The organism is Marinobacter sp. es.042 (assembly GCF_900188315.1).
Classification (GTDB): Bacteria; Pseudomonadota; Gammaproteobacteria; order Pseudomonadales; family Oleiphilaceae; genus Marinobacter.
Window position 1 is genome coordinate 3,052,603 of sequence record NZ_LT897781.1, and the last position, 24,508, is coordinate 3,077,110.

Annotated in this window: 23 protein-coding genes, 1 tRNA gene, 1 pseudogene and 1 riboswitch; of the genes and pseudogenes, 12 read left to right on the plus strand and 13 right to left on the minus strand. The window is 59.2% G+C overall.

Going from position 1 to position 24,508, the window contains the following annotated elements:
• The first annotated feature begins 86 nt into the window (after positions 1-86).
• From CFB02_RS14250 to CFB02_RS14260, 3 genes and pseudogenes are all read left to right on the plus strand, one after another.
• Positions 87-2,195, plus strand: a pseudogene (locus CFB02_RS14250) (4Fe-4S binding protein).
• Positions 2,196-2,375: 180 nt separating this feature from the next.
• The gene (locus CFB02_RS14255; RefSeq protein WP_088558518.1) at positions 2,376-2,981 is read left to right on the plus strand and encodes a TetR/AcrR family transcriptional regulator; all 606 of its coding nucleotides are present in this window, start codon (positions 2,376-2,378) and stop codon (positions 2,979-2,981) included.
• Between the two features lie 177 nt (positions 2,982-3,158).
• Positions 3,159-4,469 (plus strand): NAD(P)/FAD-dependent oxidoreductase, encoded by a 1,311-nt coding sequence (locus tag CFB02_RS14260; protein WP_088558519.1) that lies wholly within the window; start codon positions 3,159-3,161, stop codon positions 4,467-4,469.
• 24 nt (positions 4,470-4,493) lie between these two features.
• Here CFB02_RS14260 and CFB02_RS14265 read toward each other — a convergent pair.
• Positions 4,494-4,567 (minus strand) — tRNA-Gly (locus tag CFB02_RS14265).
• A 70-nt stretch (positions 4,568-4,637) separates the two neighbouring features.
• Between CFB02_RS14265 and CFB02_RS14270 the strand changes: the two genes are divergently transcribed.
• The 3 genes from CFB02_RS14270 to CFB02_RS14280 all read left to right on the plus strand — a co-directional run bounded on the left by CFB02_RS14270 (position 4,638) and on the right by CFB02_RS14280 (position 7,522).
• Positions 4,638-6,362, plus strand: coding sequence for a potassium/proton antiporter (locus CFB02_RS14270; protein ID WP_088558520.1), 1,725 nt, complete (start codon positions 4,638-4,640; stop codon positions 6,360-6,362).
• 107 nt (positions 6,363-6,469) lie between these two features.
• Complete coding sequence (locus CFB02_RS14275) at positions 6,470-7,033, plus strand: L,D-transpeptidase family protein (protein WP_062783497.1); 564 nt, start codon at positions 6,470-6,472, stop codon at positions 7,031-7,033.
• A gap of 207 nt (positions 7,034-7,240) precedes the next feature.
• A complete protein-coding gene (locus CFB02_RS14280) occupies positions 7,241-7,522 on the plus strand; it encodes an Lpp/OprI family alanine-zipper lipoprotein (RefSeq protein WP_088558521.1) in 282 nt (93 codons plus the stop codon).
• 41 nt (positions 7,523-7,563) lie between these two features.
• Here CFB02_RS14280 and CFB02_RS14285 read toward each other — a convergent pair whose 3' ends face one another.
• The 7 genes from CFB02_RS14285 to CFB02_RS14315 form a co-directional block, all read right to left on the minus strand.
• Complete coding sequence (locus CFB02_RS14285) at positions 7,564-8,367, minus strand: slipin family protein (protein ID WP_088558522.1); 804 nt, start codon at positions 8,365-8,367, stop codon at positions 7,564-7,566.
• Between the two features lie 37 nt (positions 8,368-8,404).
• Positions 8,405-9,892, minus strand: coding sequence for an NfeD family protein (locus tag CFB02_RS14290; RefSeq protein ID WP_088558523.1), 1,488 nt, complete (start codon positions 9,890-9,892; stop codon positions 8,405-8,407).
• Between the two features lie 105 nt (positions 9,893-9,997).
• Positions 9,998-11,044, minus strand: coding sequence for a L,D-transpeptidase family protein (locus tag CFB02_RS14295; protein ID WP_088558524.1), 1,047 nt, complete (start codon positions 11,042-11,044; stop codon positions 9,998-10,000).
• A 52-nt stretch (positions 11,045-11,096) separates the two neighbouring features.
• Entirely contained in the window at positions 11,097-11,666 is a 570-nt protein-coding gene (locus tag CFB02_RS14300) for a TMEM165/GDT1 family protein (protein ID WP_014578946.1), read from the minus strand.
• Positions 11,667-11,670: 4 nt separating this feature from the next.
• Positions 11,671-11,858: riboswitch (yybP-ykoY riboswitch) on the minus strand.
• A 46-nt stretch (positions 11,859-11,904) separates the two neighbouring features.
• Complete coding sequence (locus CFB02_RS14305) at positions 11,905-13,296, minus strand: DHA2 family efflux MFS transporter permease subunit (RefSeq protein ID WP_088558525.1); 1,392 nt, start codon at positions 13,294-13,296, stop codon at positions 11,905-11,907.
• A 3-nt stretch (positions 13,297-13,299) separates the two neighbouring features.
• On the minus strand, positions 13,300-13,725 hold the full coding sequence (locus CFB02_RS14310) for a MarR family transcriptional regulator (RefSeq protein ID WP_008176821.1): 426 nt from the start codon (positions 13,723-13,725) through the stop codon (positions 13,300-13,302).
• 162 nt (positions 13,726-13,887) lie between these two features.
• The gene (locus tag CFB02_RS14315; RefSeq protein ID WP_014578944.1) at positions 13,888-15,171 is read right to left on the minus strand and encodes an MFS transporter; all 1,284 of its coding nucleotides are present in this window, start codon (positions 15,169-15,171) and stop codon (positions 13,888-13,890) included.
• Between the two features lie 232 nt (positions 15,172-15,403).
• On the opposite strand from CFB02_RS14315, the gene CFB02_RS14320 reads away from it, so the two are divergent.
• The 4 genes from CFB02_RS14320 (at position 15,404) to CFB02_RS14335 (ending at position 20,355) form a co-directional block, all read left to right on the plus strand.
• Complete coding sequence (locus CFB02_RS14320) at positions 15,404-16,345, plus strand: helix-turn-helix transcriptional regulator (protein WP_088558526.1); 942 nt, start codon at positions 15,404-15,406, stop codon at positions 16,343-16,345.
• Positions 16,346-16,495: 150 nt separating this feature from the next.
• On the plus strand, positions 16,496-18,115 hold the full coding sequence (locus CFB02_RS14325; protein ID WP_264753967.1) for an ExeM/NucH family extracellular endonuclease: 1,620 nt from the start codon (positions 16,496-16,498) through the stop codon (positions 18,113-18,115).
• A gap of 128 nt (positions 18,116-18,243) precedes the next feature.
• Positions 18,244-19,131 carry an alpha/beta fold hydrolase gene (locus CFB02_RS14330; protein WP_088558528.1) on the plus strand — a complete coding sequence of 296 codons (888 nt, stop codon included), beginning with the start codon at positions 18,244-18,246 and terminating at the stop codon, positions 19,129-19,131.
• A gap of 156 nt (positions 19,132-19,287) precedes the next feature.
• On the plus strand, positions 19,288-20,355 hold the full coding sequence (locus CFB02_RS14335; RefSeq protein WP_088558529.1) for an AraC family transcriptional regulator: 1,068 nt from the start codon (positions 19,288-19,290) through the stop codon (positions 20,353-20,355).
• On the opposite strand, the gene queE is transcribed toward CFB02_RS14335, so the two are convergent.
• The gene (queE, locus tag CFB02_RS14340; protein ID WP_088558530.1) at positions 20,356-21,012 is read right to left on the minus strand and encodes a 7-carboxy-7-deazaguanine synthase; all 657 of its coding nucleotides are present in this window, start codon (positions 21,010-21,012) and stop codon (positions 20,356-20,358) included.
• Positions 21,012-21,677 carry a 7-cyano-7-deazaguanine synthase QueC gene (gene queC / locus CFB02_RS14345; RefSeq protein ID WP_008176806.1) on the minus strand — a complete coding sequence of 222 codons (666 nt, stop codon included), beginning with the start codon at positions 21,675-21,677 and terminating at the stop codon, positions 21,012-21,014. The genes queE and queC overlap by 1 nt, the downstream gene beginning before the upstream one ends.
• 185 nt (positions 21,678-21,862) lie before the next feature.
• Here queC and CFB02_RS14350 point away from each other — a divergent pair, with 185 nt between their 5' ends.
• Entirely contained in the window at positions 21,863-22,396 is a 534-nt protein-coding gene (locus tag CFB02_RS14350; protein WP_014578938.1) for a hypothetical protein, read from the plus strand.
• Positions 22,397-22,411: 15 nt separating this feature from the next.
• Here the strand turns inward: CFB02_RS14350 and CFB02_RS14355 are convergent, their stop codons facing one another.
• On the minus strand, positions 22,412-22,651 hold the full coding sequence (locus tag CFB02_RS14355) for a hypothetical protein (RefSeq protein ID WP_008176800.1): 240 nt from the start codon (positions 22,649-22,651) through the stop codon (positions 22,412-22,414).
• Positions 22,652-23,197: 546 nt separating this feature from the next.
• Between CFB02_RS14355 and CFB02_RS14360 the strand changes: the two genes are divergently transcribed.
• Positions 23,198-23,470 (plus strand): hypothetical protein, encoded by a 273-nt coding sequence (locus tag CFB02_RS14360; protein WP_041645887.1) that lies wholly within the window; start codon positions 23,198-23,200, stop codon positions 23,468-23,470.
• A 25-nt stretch (positions 23,471-23,495) separates the two neighbouring features.
• Here the strand turns inward: CFB02_RS14360 and CFB02_RS14365 are convergent, their stop codons facing one another.
• Both CFB02_RS14365 and CFB02_RS14370 read right to left on the minus strand, forming a co-directional pair.
• Positions 23,496-23,909, minus strand: coding sequence for a response regulator (locus CFB02_RS14365; RefSeq protein ID WP_008176796.1), 414 nt, complete (start codon positions 23,907-23,909; stop codon positions 23,496-23,498).
• A 14-nt stretch (positions 23,910-23,923) separates the two neighbouring features.
• On the minus strand, positions 23,924-24,481 hold the full coding sequence (locus CFB02_RS14370) for a hypothetical protein (RefSeq protein ID WP_008176794.1): 558 nt from the start codon (positions 24,479-24,481) through the stop codon (positions 23,924-23,926).
• Between the last annotated feature and the right edge of the window lie 27 nt (positions 24,482-24,508).

A 24,508-nucleotide genomic window follows, 5' to 3' on the forward strand; every position in this document is an offset into this window, starting at 1 on the left:
ATTCAGCTGGCTCCGAGGTCGCATTGAGCCCGGGGCCGAAAACTCTAGCATGGAAGATCAAACAAAAAGAACCACAGGAGTACCCCATGGCAGGGCGCATCGTGCTCCTTCTTGCCTGTCTGTTTTTAGTGCCCCCGGTTCACGCCGAGCTGTCGGACAGCAAGCGGGCGCTGATTCAGGAGCTGTTTCCCTCGGCAACGGTCATTGAAGACAAGCTGCCCGATTTTCCCGTGTACCCGGTGTATCAACTCCAGGAACTGCTCGGCTATGCCTACGAAACCGCAGACCATAGCCGCCTCCAGGGCTTTGCCGGCAAACCGATCAGCATGCTGATCGGCCTGGACAGCAAAGGGCGTTTCACCGGCATCAAGGTGCTGAATCACCACGAGCCGGTCTTTCTCCATGGCCTGGGCGAAGGCCCCCTGTTCGAGTTTGTAGACCAATACGAAGGGCATTCGTTACAAGAGCAGATTATTGTCAGCACCTCCAACTCCAGCCGTTCCGGACGAACCAGTGACGGCAACGTGGTGCACTTTGACGGTGTCAGCAAGGCCACGGTTTCGGTCCTGATCATCAACGACACCGTGCTCTCTTCAGCCCTCAAGGTGGCCCGCAAGAAACTCGAGGGCTTTGCCCAGAGCGCACCCACACGGGCGAAACCGGATTTCTACCAGCCCATGTCCTGGCAGCAACTGGTGGATCGCGGTTACATCGGACTCTGGCAGATTGCTGCCGAATCCATCGAGGCCGAGCTGGGCCGGCCTCTTTCAGACTACCCCATGGACATCGAACCGGCAGACGGCGAACCTTTTACCGAGCTTTTCTTCGCCTACATCAATTCGCCCATGGTGGGACGGAACCTGCTCGGAGACGATGGCTACCAGCGCCTCATGCAAAGGCTGGATGACGGCGCACAGGTTCTGGCCGTCATGTCCCGGGGCGCCTTTCCCCACGTTTCCCGAGAGTTCGTGCCCGGCAGCTCTCCGGACCGCATCGGGCTCACCCAGAACAACCTTGCCGTGGAAATGCGCGACCTGAACCTGCTGGACCAGAATCTCGATTTCCGGGCGGCCGGCATCCCGTCTTTCGATGCCGGAAACCTGTTCCGCGTGGGCGGTAACGCCGGCTTCAACCCTGGAGCGGAAGCCAATCTGAAGCTCAATGTCGAACTGGCCCGCAATCACCTGATGGTGGACCGCACGTCCCTTAATATCCCGGTTCGGTTCAACGAAGAACTGTTCGAAACCGTCGAGGTTGCTCCCAACCCAGAGAACACCCGTCAACCGGTCTGGATCGGCCTTTGGAAAGAACGCTGGTGGCAGATTTCACTGCTGGTAATCGGCCTGACCGTTCTGACCGTGTTCTTCGCCCGCCAGAAAACCCTGAGCCGCAACCCGAAGCTGGTACACCGGTTCCGCTGGGAATTTCTGTTCTTCACCCTGTTCTTTATTGGCTTCTACGCCCAGGGCCAGCTTTCGGTGGTTAACATCTACACCCTGTTCCTGGCGATCTGGGACGGTTTCTCTCTCAATGTCTTCCTGCTGGATCCGATCATCTTTATTCTGTGGGTTTACACATTCATAACCCTGTTCATCTGGGGCCGTGGCCTTTTCTGTGGCTGGCTTTGCCCGTTCGGGGCCCTGCAGGAAATGGCCGCCTGGCTTGGCGAGAAACTGAAGTTCCGCCAGATCAAAGTGCCGGAGCAATGGCACCGGCGCCTGATTCTACTCAAATATCCGATCCTGCTCGCTCTGGTGGGCACCGCTTTCTACTCCCTGACCGTCGCCGAAAAAATGGCGGAGGTGGAACCATTCAAAACCAGCATAACCCTGTTCTTCGTTCGCTCCTGGCCCTTCGTTCTCTAAGCCGTCGGCCTGCTTGTGATCGGCATGTTCATCCACAAATTCTACTGCCGCTACCTGTGCCCACTGGGCGCAGGCCTCGCGGCGCTCGGCCGGTTACGCTTGTTCAGCTGGCTGGGCCGGGTTGAGCTCTGTGGCAACCCCTGCCAGCACTGCAAGAATGAGTGCGGTATCAATGCCATTCGCAAGGATGGCCGGATCGATTACGACGAGTGTATTCAGTGCCTGGAATGCGTCGTTATTCTCGAGGACGACACCCGGTGCATCGACAAGCGGCTCAAGACCAAAAAACGATCAAGACAGGCGAACATACTGGCAACGGACGCGGGCTGAGCCATACCCGCCCGCCAGCTGCTCCGGTGCTGTGGCTTCGCTGTGCAGGGAACAACCTGTAATTGCTAACTTAGTTATTGAATGCTTACTCAACCGATACTTCAGGCTAACTGTTATTGAGCGGTCATTCAAGATATAATTGAGCGGTCATTCAAATCACTACGATGGTGAATTGTTGTTATGGCCAGACACGCACGCTATGACCGAAAAACCGCTCTGGAAAGGGCCGTTGGCCTGTTCTGGGAGAAGGGCTATCACGGCAGCTCCATGAAGCAGATCGAGCAGGCCCTCGACATGCGGCCGGGCAGCATCTACGCCACGTTTGGCAGCAAGGACGGTCTGTTTTCAGAGGCACTGGCCGCCTATGCGGAACAGGGCGGCCGGGAGTTGGCCGTTCACCTCAAGGGCTTTGATTCCATTGTTGACGGCCTTCAGGACTATCTGCGCGGCATCGCCTGCAGTTGCGGCGACGGAAGCGCGGCACCCTCACGTGCCTGCATGATCGTGAAAACGCTGCTGGAATCCAGCAATACGCACTCGGCCCTGGCGGACCAGGCCAACAGCATTCTTGCCGCGATCGAGGGATCTCTTGCAGACCTGGTAGAGCAGGCTCGGGTAAAAGGCGAGCTGGCGCAATCCGTGGACAGCCGTCGACTTGCCCGACTCCTGCAGGCGCAGATCATGGGCCTGAGATCCATGGGTGAACGCAATCTGGATCCGCAAGCCATGAAAGACCTTGGTGACGATATGGCCGCCATCCTGGACGGGTATCGCATCCAGCATTGAAGCAGCACTTCCGTAGAATTGTACCCACAGGTCCGGGCGCGTTAACATTATTGCCCGGCTCAGACCCCGCCCTGTTTCCCGATCGAATTCCGGCTGCTCGTCTGGTTCCGAGTGAGGACAGCCAAGCATTCTCACCTGAAGAGTGCTTGGCTCTCTTCACTTACAGGTCTGATTGGTATGGATAACCTTCATCACATTGTTGTGGTCGGCGGTGGCGCCGGCGGTCTCGAACTTGTTACCAGCCTCGGCAACAAACTGGGTAAAAAGAGAAAAGCCAGAATCACGCTGGTGGATTCCGGTCTGACCCACGTCTGGAAGCCCCTGCTGCACGAAGTTGCCTCCGGTTCCCTGGATGCCAGCGCGAACGAGATCAACTACCGCGCCCATGCCCGCAAACACCATTACGAATTCCAGCTCGGCCGCATGAGCGGACTGGACCGCGATAGCAAGAAAGTGGTCATAGCCCCGTTCCACGATGTCGACGGTACAGAGGTCGTTCCCGAACGCCATATCCCCTACGACACACTGGTGATTGCCGTGGGCAGCACCGCCAACGACTTTGGCACGCCCGGCGCCCAGGACAACTGCCTGTTTCTGGACAGCCTCAAACAGGCCCGGCGCTTTCACAACCTGATGCTCAACGCCTTTCTGCGCAAGAATCATGAGGCGTTTCAGGGTGCTGAGCACACCCTGAATATCAGCATCATCGGCGCGGGTGCCACCGGTGTGGAACTGGCGGCAGAATTGCGACTGGCGTCCCGCGAGCTGCCGGTATACGGCATGAACCACCTTCAGCCCTCGGACGTTTCCATTTCCGTGATCGAGGCCGCTGACCGTATTCTTCCGGCCTTGCCGGGCCGGCTGTCTGCAGCGGCCACCAGGGAGCTGGAACACCAGCGCGTGAAAGTACTGACCGGCCAGCCGGTGAGTGAGGTACGGCCCAGTACGGTCGTGATGAAAGACGGCACCGAATTACCCTCGGAAATGACCATCTGGGCAGCGGGCATCAAGGCCCCGGCCTTCCTGGCCGAGCTGGAAGGTCTGGAGGTGAACCGGAGCAATCAGCTGGTGGTGGAACAGACCCTGCAAACCACCCAGGATGCCAATATCTTCGCCTTCGGCGACTGCGCTGCCTGTCCGCAACCGGATTCCGACCTGCCGGTTCCCCCCCGGGCCCAGGCTGCGCACCAGCAGGCAGACACCCTGTTCAAGACCCTCTGCAACCGCCTGGACAATGGCGAGGCTGTGCCCTTCGTCTACAACGACCACGGTTCGCTGATCAATTTCAGCCGCTACACCACCGTCGGCAATCTGATGGGCAACCTGTCCGGCCGCAGCATGTACATCGAGGGCAAGGTGGCCCGCATGTTCTACCTGTCCCTCTACCGGATGCATCAGGTAGCCCTGCATGGCATGTTCCGCACCGGGATCATCTGGCTGATGGATAAAATCAGTCGTGCCATGCAACCCCGACTCAAACTACACTAGAGATACAGTCGAGCGGCAATGAAGTGGAGCGGGTGAAGGGAATCGAACCCTCGTATGCAGCTTGGGAAGCTGCCGTTCTACCATTGAACTACACCCGCAAAAAAAGGGCCGCGAAAGCAATATAAGCGGTCCGCCCGGCAATGGGCAAGCATTCTGTCTGGAGCAACAATGGATCCCACCCTGACTCTGATTGGCGCCCTGATGCTGGTCATCAGTATTGTGCTCAGCCCGCTTTCCAGCCGGGTGGGCATGCCGGTGCTGCTGATCTTTCTGGTGGTCGGCATGATGATGGGCGAGGACGGCCCGGGTGGCATCCAGTTCGACGATTTCGAGCTCGCGTTTCTGATTGCCAATCTGGCGCTGGGCGTGATCCTGCTGGACGGCGGCATGCGCACCCGTGCCGAAACCTTCCGCGTGGGGCTGAAACCCGCCCTGGTGCTCGCTACGCTCGGGGTCGCGATGACCGCCGCTGGTGCCGCAGTTGTGGCCTGGTGGGTATTCGACCTGCACTGGCTGACGGCCCTGCTGATTGGCGCCATCATCTCATCCACCGATGCCGCCGCCGTGTTTTCACTGCTTCAGGGGAGGGGCCTGCACCTGAACGAACGGGTCAGTGCCACCCTGGAGATCGAATCCGGCAGTAACGACCCCATGGCGATTTTCCTGACCCTGATGCTGGTCACGCTCATCGGTAACGATGGCGACCACGCGGGCTGGGCGGTCTTGACCATGCTGGTGCAGCAGTTCGGTGTCGGCGCCGTTGCCGGGATTATTGGCGGCTTCGCCGTGGTTGAGCTGGCCAACCGGATCCGCCTGACGCCTTCGCTGTATCCCCTTCTGGTCGCTGCTGCTGGCATCTCGGTGTTTTCTGCCACAAACGCCCTCGGCGGCAGCGGGTTTCTGGCCATTTATCTGACCGGCGTGGTGATCGGTAACCGCCATGTCCGGATGATGCCGATGATCCTGCAGGTGCACGATGGTCTGGCATGGCTGGCCCAACTGTGCCTGTTCCTGATGCTCGGACTGCTGGTAACGCCCTCCGATCTGATTCCGCTGGCCGGCGGCGGGCTGATCCTGGCCCTCTCGCTGATCTTCATTATCCGCCCGCTGACGGTCATGCTCACCCTCTGGCCGTTTGCCTTCAATCGCCGCGAGCTTGGTTTCATCAGCTGGGTCGGCCTCAGGGGTGCGGTGCCGATTGTACTGGCCCTGTTCCCGATCATCGCCGACCTGCCGGAAGCCCAACTGGTCTTCCACGCGGCTTTCTTTATCGTGCTGGTCTCGCTACTGGTTCAGGGCACCACCATGACGCCACTGGCCCGGAAGCTCCGCCTGGAGGTGCCCGCCGGCGAGGACCCTTATCGAAGGCTCCCACTGGACGCGGCCGCTGCGGGGGACCACGAGTTGATGCTCTTTCCCCTCCGTGGCGAGAGCTGGGAAACACCACGCCGCCTCGGTCAACTGCGGTTTCCGGAAAACACTGCGGTAGCCGGGGTATTCCGCAATCGGGTTTGCCTTCAGCCGAAAGCAGACCTGGAAGTATCCAATGGCGACATGGTGGCCATGTTCGCAACCCCGGACGTATTGCCGGAACTGGGCAAAGCCCTCAGCGGCAGGCACGCGCCCCAATATCTTGCCGAGCGGGCATTCTTCGGTGACTTCGTGCTCAACGGTGATGCCCTGCTGGGCGATGTTGAGCAGGTATATGGCATCGAATTTGACGACCTGCCTCCGGAACTGTCCCTCGCTGAATGCTTTGCCAAACGGACAAAGGGGCACCCGGTGGTTGGCGATGTTGTCATTCTTGGACCGGTCAAGCTCGTTGCCAGGGCCACCAATGCAGATCAGGTAACCAAAGTGGGACTGAAGATGGACAGTTCACAAAATGGTTGATCAGCGAACCAGATAGCCAAAAAAGTTAACAAAACCCCTTAACAGATCCCTTGCGGGCTATGGTATAAATCGCCTGTACAAAGATTAATCATTGGTAAGTTAAGGACATGAGCATTTTCCGCGCCCTATTATCCAGCCTCGCCCTGCTCTGCATGGCCGCTGCTCCAACCGCCTTTGCAACCGAGCTGCTGGCCAAGGCCGACACCCGGATGCCGGTTGCCACCATGTATGAGCCCGCGGACATTCAGAACGTCAGTAGGGTGGTGGTTCGCAAGGGTGAGCGCCGTCTGTACCTGATGGATGGCGAGGACGTGGTTCGCAGCTACCGCATTTCCCTGGGCGACAATCCGGAAGGCCACAAGCTGTACGAGGGTGACGAGCGCACACCGGAAGGCGATTACACCCTGGACTGGCGCAATGCCGAGAGCGATTTCTACAAGTCCATCCACATCTCCTACCCCAGTGAGCGAGATCGGGAACTGGCATCCGCCTGGGGCCTGGACCCCGGTGGCAGCATCATGATCCACGGCCTGCCCAATAACGTGGGCGACATGGCTTTTGCCTATACCGGCCTGGACTGGACCGATGGCTGCATCGCCGTCACCAACGAAGAGATGGACGAAATCTGGCAACTGGTGTCCAACGGAACTCCCATCAGCATTCACCCATGAGCCCAAACCTGACAGCCGCATTAAGTTGTTGTCATATGCTTAGCAAATTTACGTATCTGTAGTTAACATTCGCACTTACAGTGTTTTACACTGTTTAACGACTCCGGTAGTCATTGCCTGCCAAACGTTGCTGCGCAGGTTGACAGGAAGTCGTCTATACTGACTTTCGGATCACAGGAAATAACTCGACCAATAAGGGGATTTACAATGCGTAAACTGACGATCGCCGGGATTGCACTGGCAACTGCTCTGACTGCAGGTTGTGCCACCACTGACCAGGGCGCACTCGACGAAGCGAATGCAACCGCCAGCTCCGCTGAGCGCACTGCAGAAAATGCACTGAACACCGCTAACAGCGCTGCAAGCTCTGCACGTACTGCCCAGCAGACTGCAGAAGAAGCTCTGGCCGCTGCCAAGGCAGCCCAGAAAGCCGCTGACGAAGCCAACGAGCGTGCCAAGCGTATGCTCGAGCGTGCCAGCCAGAAATAAGGCTGATACGTAAAGGAAAGGCCGGCATTGCCGGCCTTTTTTTATGCCCCGGAATCGGGCTTTTCCCGTTCGGGTTTATCCGGCGTAAAGGGCTTGTTCTCCTTCAGGAACGTGGTCATAAGTTCCAAGGGCAGAGGGAACACGATCGTGGACGAGTTGGTGTTGCTCATATCCGCCAGGGTCTGAAGGTAACGCAACTGCATGGAACCGGAATTGGTAGACATGACATCCGCCGCTTCCACCAGCTTTTTGGACGCCTGCAATTCGCCCTCGGCGTGGATAACCTTGGCACGCCGCTCACGCTCTGCCTCCGCCTGACGGGCAATGGCACGAATCATCGATTCGTTAAGATCAACATGCTTGATTTCCACGTTGGCCACCTTGATGCCCCACTCCTCCGTCTGGGCATCGATGATTTCCTGGATATCGGAGTTCAGCTTGTCCCGCTCTGACAGCATTTCATCCAGGTCGTGCTTACCCAGTACCGAGCGGAGAGTTGTCTGGGCGAGCTGGCTGGTGGCGGAGTTGAAATCCTCCACGCGGATAATGGCCCGCTCCGGATCCACGACGCGGAAGTAAAGCACGGCATTCACTCGCACCGTCACGTTATCCCGGGAAATGACATCCTGGCTGGGCACGTCCAGAGTGATGACCCGCAGGTCCACCCGCACTATCTGCTGAATGCCGGGGATCACAAGGATCAGCCCCGGGCCTTTCACTCCCTGGAACCGACCGAGAAAGAACACCACGCCCCGCTCATACTCCGGCAGGATCTTGATGGCCGAAGCGAGAATCAGCAGTAACACCACCGTGGGTGCCAAATAGGGAATCAGATCGCCAATCATACGGCCTCCTTGTATTGCCGTTACTTTATCTGCCGGGTCAGCCGTTGTCCGGAATAACCCTGACCGTTACCGTCAAACCTTCGATTGCTGTCACCTGAACTCGGTCATCTTCTTTGACCGGTCCTTCGCTGATGGCATTCCAACGCTCACCGCTCAGACGGATGTGGCCACGAAAATGGCCATGCTCTCCGGCAAAGTCGTCCAGTGCGACGCCTTCCTCATGGGTAATCTGTTCAGCACCACTGACCGGATGCCGTCGGCGCAGCCCGATAAACCGTGTCACCGTCCACAGGATAAAACCGGCAGCCACGACGGCCGTGCCGCCAATGGTCGGCAGGGAAATATCCCGGTGACTGCCGTCCATCAATATGATCGAGCCGGTCACGAAGGCGACAATCCCGCCAACCCCCAGTATCCCGAAACTGGGCACAAAAGCCTCGCCCACGATGAACGCCAACCCGAGCAGAATGAGAGCCAGGCCGGCGTAATTCACCGACAGGACCTGGAAGGCGAATAGCGCAAGGATCAGCGAAATCGCGCCAATCACGCCGGGCACCACGGCACCGGGGTTGGCCAGCTCGAAGATGATGCCGTAGAAGCCGATGATCATAAGAAAGTAGGCGACGTTCGGATTGGTAATCACTGATAACAGGCGGGTCCGCCAGTCCGGCTGGGATCTGACGATTTCCATATTGGCCGTGTTCAGGATCCTGTTGCCTGACGCCATGCGAACGGTGCGCCCATCCACTTGCTGCAACAGATCCCGGAGGTTGGGGGAGACCACGTCAATGACGTTCTTCTCCAGCGCCTCTTCGGCACCGAGATTTACAGCCTCACGGACGGCCTCTTCAGCCCAGTCGGCATTGCGGCCATGGCGTTCGGCCAGGCCGCGGATGTAACTGACCGCGTCCTCCAGAACCTTTCGCTCCATGGCGGTACCGCCGCGCCGTTTGCCTTCGTCGTCGCCTGCTTGACGCTCATTGTCGGTTGAAGAGTCGGAGGCGGCATCCGACCCTTCCTCGGATGTCGGGGCTTCGGAGGCCGGATCGCTCTCGGGTTCAGGGCTACCCGGCAGCCCACCCATCTGGACCGGCGTGGCCGAACCCAGGTTGGTGGCAGGCGCCATGGCGGCAATGTGACTGCCATAGAGAATGTAGGTGCCTGCGCTGGCAGCCCGGGCGCCCTGGGGGGAAACATAGGTTGCGACAGGAACGTCGGAGGCCAGGATCACCTTGATGATGTCCCGCATGGAATCCATCAGGCCGCCAGGCGTATCCATTTCGATAATCACCAGACCGGCACCCTCGGATTCCGCGCGGCGGATGCCCCGGGTAACGTAGTCCATGGTCGCGGGACCGATAGCCCCCTCAACCGTGAGTACCAGAGCAGTTTCGGAAGATTTCTGCTGGGCAAAAACCTGATGGGCCAGGGACGCCAGCGCTAGCAGCACACCTGTCAGGCATACCAGAGCCCAGGCCCGGAGGCGGGCGGGATTCTGTGATCGCATGGGACGGTGTGCCTGCATAAAGCCTCCCCGGATCCGGAAGAAATTCAACTTGATACAGATACGATGGCAGCGGGGCCGCGGTTCTGTCCTTCACAGGACGGCAACCGTGTTAAGCCCACCGCATCAGAAGTATAGCCGCTGCTCCGGCTCCTTGGCCGATTCCGGCGACTTATCTTCCACGGTCTTGTCTGCGGCCATCCGGGTCACCCGCTCACCAATCATGGTCGGCAGGCCATCCGCCTGGTCGACGGCCAGTTCAATGGCACCGCGTTTGACCTCAACGTCCGGATGACGGCTCCGGAAGGCTTCAACTTCAGCGAACACTTGCTGCCACAAGCGCTCTCGATCTTCACGGGGGTAGTCCTCATGTGGACGGTGGACTTCCAACCAGACCTCGCCATCTGAAAAACCGATCTTGACGGCGTCGTGCACAACCTGGACCGGCGTGCCCTTCTCGACCTGGTAAACGAACCGCGAGATATCCTCGTTGTACATCCGGAAACACCCGTGGCTGACCGGCATGCCTACGCCAAATTTCTTGTTGGTACCGTGGATCAGATAGCCTTTTTCACTCAGGAGCAGGGCGTGGGTGCCAAGCGGGTTGCCGGGGCCGGGCGGAATCATCCTGGGCAGATAGTCTCCGGACGCCTCGTACTCTGCCCGAATGCTCGCAGGCGGGTACCAGGCCGGGGACTCAAGTGGCATGGTGACCTCGGCATCGGTCAGAGGCGACGGATTCTCTGCCGTGCCAACGCCCACGGGGTACACCTGAACACCCTCATCGGTGAAGTAATACAGGCGGTACTCGGCAAGATTGATAACGATGCCTTCCCGCCGGGCGTCCGGCAACACGTACTGGCGCGGCAGGGTGATGGTGGTGCCGTCGCCGGGTAGCCAGGGGTCCACGCCAGGATTGGCCTTGACCAGCTCCAGGTACCCCATGGCCAAGCGGTTACCAATGCCGGCAAAGGTGTCCTCATAACGGGTCTCAAAAACACCGAGCTCTCCGGCCAGATCCCCCTGGACCGGGAATGTGGGCACGCGAGGGCTTCGATCCGGCTCCTCGAGGGATTCCGGGTCGCTGGCAGCATCCGGAGCCTCCGCAAACACGGCGGTCGGGAACACCAGAAACTGTGCCAGAGAAAAAACCGTTAAAAATCTGAACCACATAGAAAACGTTCCGAAAGCATCAGGCAACCGGGTACAGTGACAGCAAGTACCCTCAGGAGTTCATATAGGTCGCCCATACTGTTACGACGGCAAGCGCCACAAATAAAACACTTGCACCAATCCGCGCTGTGGCGAGGGGCAACCTCTCCATCAGCCAGCGTCCTGCCATGATAACCGGTATATTGGCCAGCAGCATACCCACCGTGGTGCCCAGAATAACCCAGAAAGTCTCGGTGAACCTGGCAGCGAGAACGACGGTCGCAACCTGCGTCTTGTCGCCGATCTCCGCCAGAAAGAACATGATGGTGGTGGCCATGAACGCCCCCATGCCCAGGAACTTTGAGTCATCGCTGTCGTCCTTGTCCGGTACCAGCAACCAGAGCGCGATCGCAACAAAACTGCCGGCCAGAATCCACGGCAGCCAGGCTTCCGGAATGAAGGAAGCGACCCAGGCACCGAGCCAGGCAGATAAGGCGTGATTGAGAACCGTTGCGACAAAAATGCCGAGAATAATAGGCAGGCGGGTGGCGTATCGGGCAACCAGGAAAAGCGAGAGCAACTGAGTCTTGTCACCAATTTCCGCTATGGCAACAGCAACCGTTGAGGCGAGAAAAGCGTCCATGAAAAACTCCGGGGCGGATAACCAGACATGAGGCAGCCCACCTTCCGCCCAATGGAGGTGAAACCGCCTCAGGTCTTGCCAATATCACCGATGTTGTGGTGAGACATGATAGCCATGGGGATTTGGCCCCAAGTGTGTTGACTATCATCCGCTCGGACATTCCGATGCGGAGGCTACTCCCCTGAAGAGTTGCAAGCATAATAATGAATCCGGCGCGGGGCAGCAACCACAGGTTTTCCTAGACCCGCATTCGCCACACCGGGATCGCCGCAACCGCTACGAATGCCGCTACCAGCCACCAGGCCGAGTGGAACGCGTTGATCGTGGGCATCCCGGAGGTGTGCTCGCCAAATTCAATGGTCAGTGCCACCAGGTTAACGCCAAAGGCGCCGCCGAGCTGGCGCATGAAGTTGAGCGTGCTCGAGCCGGCCCCCAGCTCCTGTGGCTCCAGCGGATTCAGGGCGCCGGTCGAGAGGGCCGGGAGCATGAAACCGATACCGATGCGGCCCAGCACTGTCCAGAGCACCAGCCAGCCAAAGGCGAGCTCGAGATCGGACAGCGCGAACAGCACGGCGGACAGGGCAAATGCACCAATACCGAACACCACCAAACCCCGGGCACTGTGCCTGTCGGCCATGCGGCCGGCCAACGGAAACGTCATACCCAGGACAATACCCGCAGGCAGCATCAGCAAACCTGCCTCCGTTGCGCTGAAGCCCAGAGCTGTCTGTACGAACAATGGAATGAGGTAGGTGGATCCGAACAGCGCCAGCCCCAGTGCCATGGCACCCAGGCAGGCGAAAACAAAGACCGGCTTGCGCAGCAGGGCAATGTTCACCAGAGGATGGGCAGTTTGTCGCTCACGCAGTATGAATAGCAGCAGCCCGCCGAGGGCCAGTAGCCCTTCGATCAAGATCCAGCTCTTCTGGCCTGCCGCCTGTTGCAACCGGTTCAGAGCATCGAGCGACAGGGCGATGGTAAACCCGAGCAATACAAGGCCGGGGAGGTCAAAGCGATAGGGGGCTGGCCGGGACACCGGCAAGGGCAGGAAGCGCCAGGCCATGAAAACACCCAGCAACGTGACCGGAGCCGGTGCAAACATCACGTAGCGCCAGTCCAGCTGATCAACCAGAAAGCCTCCCATCACCGGACCGAGGGCCGGGGCCAGAATCACCCCCATACCATAGATACCCATGGCCTGGCCGCGGCGATCGCGGGGAAAAATCCGGAACACCAGATACATGCCCATGGGCTGCATCAGGCCGGCCATGGCTCCCTGGCCGATCCGGGCGGCGATAAGCTGCCCCGGCGTCTCGGCAAAACCGCCGGCAAGGGAAATCAGGGTAAAGAGAAACATGGCTACGGCAAGGGTCTTGCGAACCCCGAAGTGATCCAGCAGCCAGGAGGAGGCCAGCATAGTGGTGGTCATGGCGGCGATAAAGCCCGTTGCCAGCCAGTGAACTTGGCCCTGGCGAATACCGAACTCCACCATGATATCGTGCAACGCCACGTTCACCACGGTGGCGCTGAGCACGGTGGCCATGGTGCCTATCATCACCGTGGCCACTGCCAGCCAGCGCCAGCGATCCCCGTAGCGGGCTTTCAGGCCCGCAACTGAGTTATCAGCCAAGGGTTATTTCTGCTTTTCGGCGTTTTCCAGGATCTTGTGGAACACCTTTACGGTGCACTCGATCTCTTTGTCGCTGATGCCTTCCAGCATTTCCTCGCGCAGCACCTCGGCTCGCTCGGAAAGGTCATCCATAAACGCCCGGCCGGCGTTGGTCAGATGCAGCCGCCGCGCACGGCGATCATTCGGGCAGGGCCGGCGCTCAATCAAATTCTGTTGCTCGAGACTGTCCAGCAGTCGCACCAGGGTCGGATTCTCGATCGCCATCAGGCTTGCCAGCTCACGCTGGGTAAGGCCTTCACCGCCTTTTTCCAGATATACCATGGTGCTCCAGCGCGCCTGGGTGACGCCCAGATCCTTCAGGCGCTCATCGAGCATTTTTCTCCAGCGCCGGGTAACCCGCGCTACCGCAAAAGGAAACTGGTCTCTCATTTGTCGTCACTCCATATCAAAAGAGGGCTTGGCCCGGGCCGGGCGCTGCCACGCCTTCGGCCAATTAATCACATTATCGGAAAGTCACCAATAGTATGCTAACCATTGTGATAAAAACAGATACGGAAGTAAAAACAAAATCGGGGAAAACCGAAAGCAACGTCAGCTCGCCTGACGCTGCTCTTCGTGCATCTCCTCGACTTCGGGAGACTCGTGGAACTCGCTGTTCCGCGGATCGATTTCGGCGAGAACCGGCGACGCTTCCGGCATGGCAGGCACGAAGTGCTCCTGATCTGCAACGGCAACGTCCTCGGTATGACTGATCCGGTAACTGGTAATCACGGCCAACAGCAGCAGGAAGCCGGCATTGCCGAAGAACAGGCCTTTCGGCCCCAGGAGATTGATCAGCTCAGCCATGACAACCGGCCCGATGACACTGCCAACCCCGTAACTGAGCAACAGCGTGGCACTGGCCGCCACGATACGGGTGCTCTCCATACGGTCATTGGTGATGGCCACGGCCACGGGGTACAAAGCGGCTGAAAGCCCCGTGAACACGCCAACCAGAAGGGTCAAAAGCCATGCATTCTCGGCCCCGAGAACTCCGACACCGCCCGCGGCTGAAGCCGCTACCAGAGCGATCCAGAACATCACGCGGCGACGGTCGAAACGGTCGCAGAGCCGGCCCAGCGGCCACGCAAGGATCATGGCAGCAACAATGGCACTGGCCATAAACGTGGATGTCCGTGCAACGTCCAGCCCGACCAGGGTTGCGTACACCGGCCCAAGCGCATAAAAGCCGCCAATCATGACGCCACAGATCAGGGCGCCGGCAACACCGGAAAAGGATTCCCGTGCCAAAGTGAAAATAGAGATGCGCTGAACCTGCTCAATAACGGGCGCTTCCATTTTGGTCAGTGCAAGCGGCATCAGGGCCAGCGCCAACAGGATCGCGGCAATCGAGAAAGGCATGAAATTGGCGGGGTCGCCGATATTTACGATGAGCTGGCCGCCGGCGGCGGACAGGTAAAAAACGATCTGATAAACCGCAAACAACGCGCCGCGGTTGGCATTCGTGGCCCGGCTGGAGAACCAGCTCTCGATGACCACCAGCACACCGGCAATACTGAACCCGGAGAGTACCCGCAGAACGGCCCAGAAAATCTCGGAAACGGCCATCGGATAGAGTAGCGACGTGACAGCGGCAGCGGCGGCAAACACCGCGAACGCCCGGATATGACCAACCCGGCCGATAATCCGGTGAACGTAGAGCGTACCCAACACAAAACCGATGGAATAGCAGACCAGAATCCAGCCGATAATATCCGGCGATATCGCCTCGATACTCAGACGGATGCCCAGTAGTGTCATCAGGAATGCATTGCCGCTGACCAGCAGAATAATGCTTAGAATCAGGGCAGAGAGGGAGGTGACCATTCGGGTCATTGCAGCGGCTCCGGGCGTTACAGGGTATTCTGGATTGAATGACAGACAAAATAGCAGCAAGTCCCGGACTTTGCCGGCGACGTATTAGATCAGGAGCGGGAAGTGAAACCACTAGGCACTTCCCGAAACCTGTTAACTGCATCACAAAAACCCGCAAAGGCTGGCATGAAGCGGTTTAACAGGGTTTTACATTAATGTGCCGTAACAGACCATGAGTGCCGGAGCAGGTAACATGAAAACGAGCTATTCATTGGACCGTGAGCGCCTGGTTATGAAAAAAACGGACTGGCCCATCCGCTGGGATCTGCTGCTTCGCTACCGACTTATCGAAACAATTGCCTTGTGGGAAGGTCGTCTGACCACCAACCACATCTGCCACAGTTTCGGGATCGGTCGTCAGCAGGCGTCCAAGGATATCAACACCTATCTGCGCGAACTGGCGCCCGGCAATCTGGTCTATGACCGTCATCTGAAAGGCTATGTCCCCGCCGATAGATTTCGGCCGGTGGTCACTCGAGGCGTGGTCAATGAATATCTTGACCTGCTTGCCCGCCAGCAAAACCTGAGCACCACGTTTGAATCCCTGAACATTGGCCTGCCGGACAGCACCGTGGTTCAGGGCCCAAATCGCGTCATCGCGCCGGAAACCATGCGTGCGGTGGTGACGGCAACACGCCAGGGTAGACAGCTGCGGGCCAGCTATGCCTCCCTCAGCCGACCGGAAGCGGTGGAAAGCATACTTGAGCCGCATACTCTGGTTTGTGCCGGCGATAGCTGGCACTTGCGGGCCTGGTGCGACTCAAACCGGGAATTCCGGGATTTCGCCCTGAGCCGATTCCGGACCTCACCGGAGGCCCTCCGGCAGCGCGCCAGGCACGGGCAAGAAAAGGACGAGCACTGGAACCGGCAGGTTACCCTCGTGGTCACCCCGGATCAGCGCCTGACCCAAGCCCAGCAAGAGATCATTGCCCGGGACTACGGCATGGAGCATGGCCGCCTGGAAGTTGCTACCCGTGCCGCGCTTGCCCCCTACGTGCTGTCACGGCTCGGTATTACCTTCGACAATCAGCACCCGGATCCTCTGGTGCAGCAGCTTGAGCTGGCCAATCCGGACCAGTTGGGATTTGGCAGCAAACGCGAACAGGCCCTCAAAGCTGTTGCCGGCCTCAGCTAAACTGCCAGTGTGAGCTCTAAGACCTGGCGGTATTTTTTTCTCGGCGTTCTGATTCTGTCGTTTCTGCCCACTGCAGCGACGGCAGAATCGGTCTGTGGTGATCCCGCAACGCCCATTTCCCGGGTCCAGGGCACTGGACCGGCCTCGCCCATGGCAGGAGCTATCGTCACCGTTGAGGGCATCCTGACCCATGATTCCCGGGCAAAGGGCGGCTTTGGTGGTTTTTACCTGCAGCAGGCCGACCATCAGACTGACGGGAATCCCGCCACTTCCGAAGCGCTGTTTATTTACACCGATCGTGAAATCGCCGATGTCGGCATGCGAGTGCGGGTCACTGGGAAGGTGAAGGAATACCACGGGCTGACCGAACTGGTGTCGGTTCGGAGCATCCGGGCGTGCGGGCGTGGGCCGCTTCCAGCGCCCATTGCCATCACCCTGCCCTGGACCGTCGATCCGGAACATCTGGAGAACATGAGAGTTACCTTTCGCCAGCCCCTGACGGTGGTGGACAACTACAACCTGGCTCGCTACGGCGAGCTTGGGATGGCGGCCTCAGACCAGGTCCAGCCTACGGAATACCTGCCCCCCGGCAAAGAAGCACACCGGGCATTCACCCGGAACGGGGCAAACCGCGTTCTGCTTGATGACAACCGGTCCAGGAGAGACCCCCGCCCGGTACCCTGGCCCCCGGGCGGCCTGTCTTCGGCAACCGTAAGGGCCGGGGATCAGATTAAAGGGCTCATCGGTGTGCTGGATTTCCGCTTCGATGCCTGGCGGCTTCAGCCCTCTCAGGATCCGGCTTTCCTCGCCACCAATCCCAGAGAAACCGCACCCGGGCCGCGGCATGAGGCTTCGGTGCGGATCATGGCTCTGAACCTTGGTAATTTCTTTAACGGAGATGGCCGAGGCGGCGATTTTCCAACGAGTCGCGGGGCCGGGACACCGGCGGAATTCCGGCGCCAGCAACAACAACTGGTGAACACACTTCTGGCCCCCGATCCGGACATTCTTGCGCTGACAGAACTTGAGAACGACGGCTATGGACCGCAGAGTTCCATTGCCGGACTTGCGGACGCCCTGGGCAGCACCTGGCGGTTCGTCAGCACTCCCGGCCAGGACGGCGATGACGAGATCCGGACCGGCTTGCTCTACCGCAGCGACCGGATTACCGCCGTTGGCCCGCCAGAACGGCTTGCCAAAGGGCCATTTGAATCGGGAGGCCGGCCTCCCCTGGCCCAGGATTTCGGCCGAACAGGGGGTGATGCCACCGTCCGGGTCATTGTTCCTCACCTGAAATCGAAATCCTGTGGGGGCGCCCGTGGCGATGATCAGGACCAGGCCGATGGCCAGGGCTGCTACGCGAACCGACGGACCAACGAAGCGAAAACACTGGCGGCCTGGTCCGGCAGCGATACCCGCAGGCACCATTCAATCGGCACCCTGATAATCGGTGACCTCAACAGCTATGCCCGCGAACATCCCATCACGGCGCTGGAGCAGGCAGGGTTTACCAGCATGGTGCACCATTTCCATCCCTGCACCGAAAAGACCTGTGGTCACTACACCTACCGTTACCGTGGTCAGAAGGGCTCGCTGGATTTCGCACTCGCCTCCGAGACCTTAAAACCAAGTGTTACGGGCGCCTGGAGCTGGCTGGTGAACGCCGATGAGCCCCGGGTACTCGACTACCGGAGCGATCACCCGGCATCCGGCCGGGGACCCTGGCGATCCAGCGACCATAATCCGGTGATTGTCGACCTGAGTCTCTGACTTTCGACGCCCCGTCACGGGCAGCCTGTTGCCCATTCGCCGACGTCCATGGGCACTGTGGCCAAAGCTCCGGATACTAGTCCCGGTAGACTGGTGGTCTGACCCAAAACCGGTGATCGCTGACAACCATGAGAATTCCTGCCCCCAACTTCTGGCCCGCTGCCCGCACAGGACAACGATTTCTTCTTCAGGCCCGCCGCCGTGAAGCCCTGGTCGATGGGCACAAGATGGTTTTCCTGGAACGGGGATCGCCCGGCGACGGCAAACCCACGATCGTACTGATTCATGGCTTTGCGGCCATGAAAGAAAACTGGGGGCTTTGGCTGCAAAAGCTGCCAAGGCACTGGCATCTTCTGGCACCTGATCTTCCGGGGTTCGGGGAAAGTGATTATCAGTCTGAGGCCTGCTACCGCTATGAAACCCAGGCCGGCCGACTGGCTCAGTGGCTTGCGGGCTTTGACACGGACAACATACATCTGGCCGGCAGCTCCATGGGTGGCGCGATTGCCGCGGTCCTTGCCCACACACTGGATCCGGCGCCCCGCTCGGTGACGTTGCTCAACAGCGCCGGCATACCGGAACACAAGGGGGTCGACATTCACGCCCCCCTGAAGTCTGACCGGGACGGCATCCTGATTCCACGGGACTGGAAAGGGGTCTACCGCATGTTCAACAGTGTCGGCACGGGCAAACCCACGGTCTCCGGGCTTGCTATGGCCGGCCTTCTCGGACCGGACCTCCTCGGCCGCACCGAGGCCCTCCGGCATATCTTCAGTGACATGGTGGCAGACGCGCTGGCACCGGCCCGCTACCTGGGCCCCGAGACACCGCCACTGCAGGTTCAGTGGGGCGACCGTGACGTGATTACCCCGACCCGCTGCGTTGACTGGTTCAGCTCGGCCACGCCTCAGGCAGAAATCCACATGTTCCGGGGTGTCGGGCATCTTCCGATGCTGGAAACGCCCGGGCGATCTGCCGCAGCTCTGGAACACTTCGTCCGCCGTCATGGCCAGTGATCGATCCGGATGCTCCCTGCCATCCGGCCGATGATTGGCCTTTCAGGCCATTTATTCCGTCACCGAAGTCATGGGGCAACGAGCCGCGAGGCGCCATAATCGTCGAAACCAAGCGTTCTGCGACATAACAAGAACAGAATCAGACGAGGAAATCCCATGCGCGCCTCCGTTTCAACGGCACAGGACCTGGGCATGCCGGCCATATACCTGCATCTTCTGGCCGAACTGCTGAACACCATCGGTGTTGACGAACAGGACCTCCTCCTCCGGGTCGGTCTTGACCCGGTCCGCCTGCAATCCACCGATCGGCGGGTGAGCCAGACCCAGGCCAGCGAATTCGTCACCCGGGCCATTATCGAGAGCGGCGAACCGGGACTCGGCATCATGCTCGCCAGGGAGCTGAAGCTGCCCCTGCACGGCGCCCTGGGTACGGCCGTCATGAGCAGCCGTACCCTGGGCGATGCCATGGAGCTGATGACCCGATACCTGACGCTAAGGGTGCCCCACCTTCGGGTCTGCAAACGGGAGACCGGCAACCTGGCCTGGTACGTTGTGAATTGTGATATCGACCTGGGGCCTCTGCACGGCTTTATCATGGATGCCATGCTGTTCGGTTGCGTTTCCATGGGGGCACAGTTGACGGGCTCGGTCATTGACGGTTTGCGGATTGTTCGCCGGGGAACGGAGCCGGCCTATTTCCAGCGTTTTCGCTCACAGATCCCGGTGCCGGTGGAATTCGGAGCTACGGAGAATGCCCTCGTGATTCCCGTTAGCCGTCTGAGCCTGCCCGTGCGCTTCACCGATGATCAACTGGCGGCCTCGTCCAAAGCCCAGTGTGAGGAAGCGCTGCGGCAGCTGACCGAAGACGCCGGATTTGCCTGTCGCGTCCGACGGGTGATCGAGACCAGCCACCCCTTCCCGCCAAAACTGGCCAGGGTAGCAGCCACCCTGTTTGTGTCCGAGAGAACGCTCAAACGGCGGCTGCAGGAAGAAGACGCCAGTTTCCAGCAGCTGGTAGATCAGGTCCGCCTGGAACGGGCACAGGATCTGCTCCGCAGTACCACCATGAATCTGAGCCAGATTGCCGATGCCCTCGGTTACGCCGACGCGGCGAATTTCACTCGGGCTTTCAAGCGCTGGACCGGCAGCAGCCCCAGCCATTACCGAATTTCGCCGCCCGGCCCCGGGCTGATTAACGCCAGGCGGGCACTGGCCACGGGGTAATCAGTCGATGCCGATGATCTTGTGCATTTGCAGGGTCAGGCGCCACTGGGGATGCGCGAGACAATAATCGGTGGCGCGACGGGTATTGCTTTGTTTGATCTGATCCACGGCCGTTTCCGGTATCGAGGGAGAGGCCATCGGCGACAGGAAATAATGGCTTGCGCGAATGCCCAGGAATCGCTCCGGCATCGCCAGGGGCTGGGGATAGACCAGCTTCAGCTCGTCACAGGCCTCAAGCACCACCGGGGCATCGGCTTTCGGACTGACGCAGAGCCAGTCGATGCCGTCGGGCGCGGGCAGGGTACCGTTGGTCTCTACCCCTACCTCGAACCCTTCCCGGTGCAGAGCCTCGATCAGGGGAGCATCCAGCTGCAGCAGGGGCTCGCCACCGGTGCAGACCACGTAGGGCTTGCCGGGTGCCTCCGGCCAAAGATTGCGTATGTGACGGGCCAGTTCCTCCGGGGTTTCAAAGCGGCCACCATTCTGACCATCAGTGCCGACAAAATCGGTATCACAGAAATTGCACACGGCAGTGGCGCGGTCCTTCTCGCGACCGGTCCAAAGGTTGCACTTGCTGAAACGACAGAACACGGCAGCACGCCCGGCCTGGGCACCTTCACCCTGCAACGTGTAAAAGGCTTCCTTGACCCGATACATCAGCTTGCCGCCTCATAGTCCAGGGGATCTTTGACACCATTGGCAGCGAAGGCTTCCAGTCGTTCAACACAGGAGCCGCAGCGTCCACAAGCCCGCTCCCGGCCGTTGTAGCAGGTCCAGGTCTGTGCATAGTCCAGTCCCAGGCGCAGGCCTTCAGCCAGGATCTGACCCTTGTCCATGGTCATGAAAGGCGCCTCAATGCCGACCGGCTCGTAGTTGGCCACGCGGCAGACCGCGTCCATTTTATCCACAAACTCCGGGCGACAGTCCGGGTAGATAGCGTGGTCGCCACCATGAGCTCCGTACCAGACGGCGCCAGCACCTGCGGTCACGGCGTAACCGGTCGCCAGGGACAGGAGAATCATGTTTCGGTTGGGCACCACGGTCGCTTTCATGCTGTCTTCTTCATAGTGGCCTTCCGGCACATCGATATCCGAGGTCAGCGATGAGCCGGCCATCACCTCACTCATGGCGCGGATATCGATCACTTTGTGGGGCACACCCAGCGCTTCACAGACCGAACGCGCGCACTCAAGCTCCCGGACATGGCGCTGCCCGTAGTTGAAGGACAGGGCATGAACCTGGTAGCCGCGCTCCCGGGCCAGATGCAGCAGGGTGTAGGAGTCCATGCCTCCGGAATAGATAACGACTACGGTGTCTGTCATTCGGGCTCCCCGTATGGTGCGGTTCGGATTTGGCTGGTTTACTGTCGCGCCCGAGGCCTGTTGCTGTCATCGGGCTTTTACAATGAATGGACATATTGTAACAGTGCAGGAACAGGTTGGGTTCGCGTCTCGCTTGCGGGGCGGGTAAACTCAGCGAAAAACAACTCATCAGCTACACTGACTCCATGACCACTATCCAGCCGGCATTCATCGATTTCGAGGCATCAAGCCTTGATCTGATCGCGAGCTACCCCATTGAGGTGGGAATCTGCATGCCGGATGGCACTCTCCACAGCTGGCTGATCAGCCCCCACGTGCTGTGGCAGGACTGGTCACAAAGCGCTGAGCAGATTCACGGCATTTCCCGCGAGACCCTGGAAGCGGATGGTATTGCGGTGAGCGAAGTCGCCAGTGCCCTCAACGAACTGCTGCCGGAACAGGTGTTTTGCGATGCCTGGACCTTCGACAGTTTCTGGCTGCACCGTTTGTTCAAGGCCGCCCGCATAACGCCAACGTTTCAGCTTGAATCCATTTCAGCGCTGTTGGACACGAGGCAGGTGCGCGAATGGTCAGCACTTCGCCAGCAGGTGATTACAGAGCTTGGCCTGCCTGTGCATCGGGCCGCAAACGATGCCCTGATTCTCCACAAAACCTGGGAACGGATTGCGCCGAATCAGGACGAACTGGCGCCGTTAACGGGTCAAACCCGGCAGGCCTGACGCATTCCCGGTTGATCAGTGCCTGGCGTGACGGACACGCAGTGCGATGACCTCGAGACCATCCCGAAGGGTATTCAGCGTCCAGTAGGTCACCAGGGCCATGAGCGCGGCTCCCGTCACGGTAAACACCAGATTCTCACCCACGACCTGCTCCTGCGCGACCAGCAGGTAAAGACCAAGTGCAATAATCAGGGCGAGTTCAATCAATGCGTGGGAACGGAACTTTTTACTGGCAGATCCGGCTTCGTCGGACATTTTGCTAGGTTTCAACCTCTGTCTGTTGATGGCGATTAATCGACTATTAGTGTGCGAATTATCGCCGGGACAGGCCGCAAAATCTGTAAGAAGTAATGGCTACGAAGATTCCACTACCCAAAAAAAACGCAGCCATAGAGGCTGCGTAGAAAGGAGAGATCCATCGACTACCTGGCGCGGCAGGCAGTCGGGATTGCACAACGTAAAACACGTGACGGAGAGAATTATGCCAAGCGCCCCTGGAGGCCGTCTGTAGGGGTTTGCCGAAGAAGCCGGGCTATTGCAAACGGCCCATTAGCCTATACACTGGTAGTCGAACCGAAACATAAGAGCCGGTATGACCAGAATGATTCCACAGTTCAGCGCTTACACAGCAGCAGGTTGCCATGCAGGGCAGTCTGTTCGCGCGATGGTGAAAGACATCTAACGGCTTTCGGTCAGTCCCGGGAGCCTATGTAGCGACCGGGTCAGCTTCTCCGCGAAACCCCGGTCGCTTCAGGCACCGGGGTTTTGTTTTTGCAGCCGCAAAACGACAAGGAGAACATCATGAAAAGACATCCGACAACTCGCGCAGCAAACCAGCCCATGAACAATCGCCAGGGCCCGATCAAGCGTCCGGAGAAGCTGCCGCTGCTGGATGCCATCTGCAAAAAACTTAATCAGCGCGTCAATCTGGATGACGAACAGCGGGTGCTGGGAGTGTATGAGCGGGGCTGGATCTTCAAGGGCGTCCTGGGCAATATGAACGACGCTGAGGCAAGGTACGTCAGAGCATTGGCGACCCGTTACAATTCCTGGATCGCCCGGCAGGTCGCCTGATTCAGAAGCCGCGTGTCTGAACCGGTCAGTGGCGCCGGTTCAGACCCTGCATCATCGCCATATCGCCGCCGTGAACCATGGCGTAATTGTTGACCACATCGTGTATTTTTTCCTGGGAGTAAGGCTTGACCACGTAGCCGTTAGCACCGGCACTGATCGCACGCTGAATACTCTCGATCGAATCGTCCGCCGTCACCAGCACAATGTGCTGCTCCTCACGGGCGTCCTTGAATTCCAGCATCAGTTCGTGCCCATCGCCGTCCGGCAACCCCAGATCCAGCAGGATGATGTGAAATTCCCCGGCCTTGAAAGCCGTCCTGGCGGAAGCTGCGTCAATACACTCGATCACCTTGGTTGCGCCAGCGTTGTAGAGCATATCCACGAGCCGCTCTCGCATCACAGGCTCATCTTCCACTACCAGCACTTTCAGATCCGTCATGTGGGTTGCTCCTCTCAAACTGTCGGGTCGTTGCCTGTGCGCCGTGGCAGGTCCAGCGGCGCTGGTCGGGGCTCGCTCATGTCACTGTAGTCAGAGCGTGGCGAGGTCTCCGGATTGGCCGTCGTCCCGTCCTCCATGCCAAACCGTGTCAGTATATTGCTGATGCTCACAGCGGTTGTGTAGAGGGATATCGCAATAATCAGAAGGATCGGCTGAACAAAGGTTACAAAACCGGGTACATCCGCGCTTCCCAGTATACTCAGGATCAGAATGATTGCCGGCCCCAGCACCACGAAAAGCGTCAGGGCAATGAAGAAAACAATCCGCTCCTTGTAGCGCCCGAGCTCCCGGTTGGTCACGAGACCGAGCACGAACTTGCCGATAGCCAGACCGGCAAGAATAGCGGCGGCGATGCTCAGGTCCGGTCGCAGCAGGGTTTCGTAAAGCCGGCCTTCCCATAACCGTTGCATACCGATAATCAGAAAGGGAAACAACACAAACAGGATGTCGGCATAGGTACCATACATCATGCTCAGGGAATGGTGTTCTCGGCGTTCCGGCAGCTCACTCATCGGGTTCTTCCTGTTGGTCATACTCAC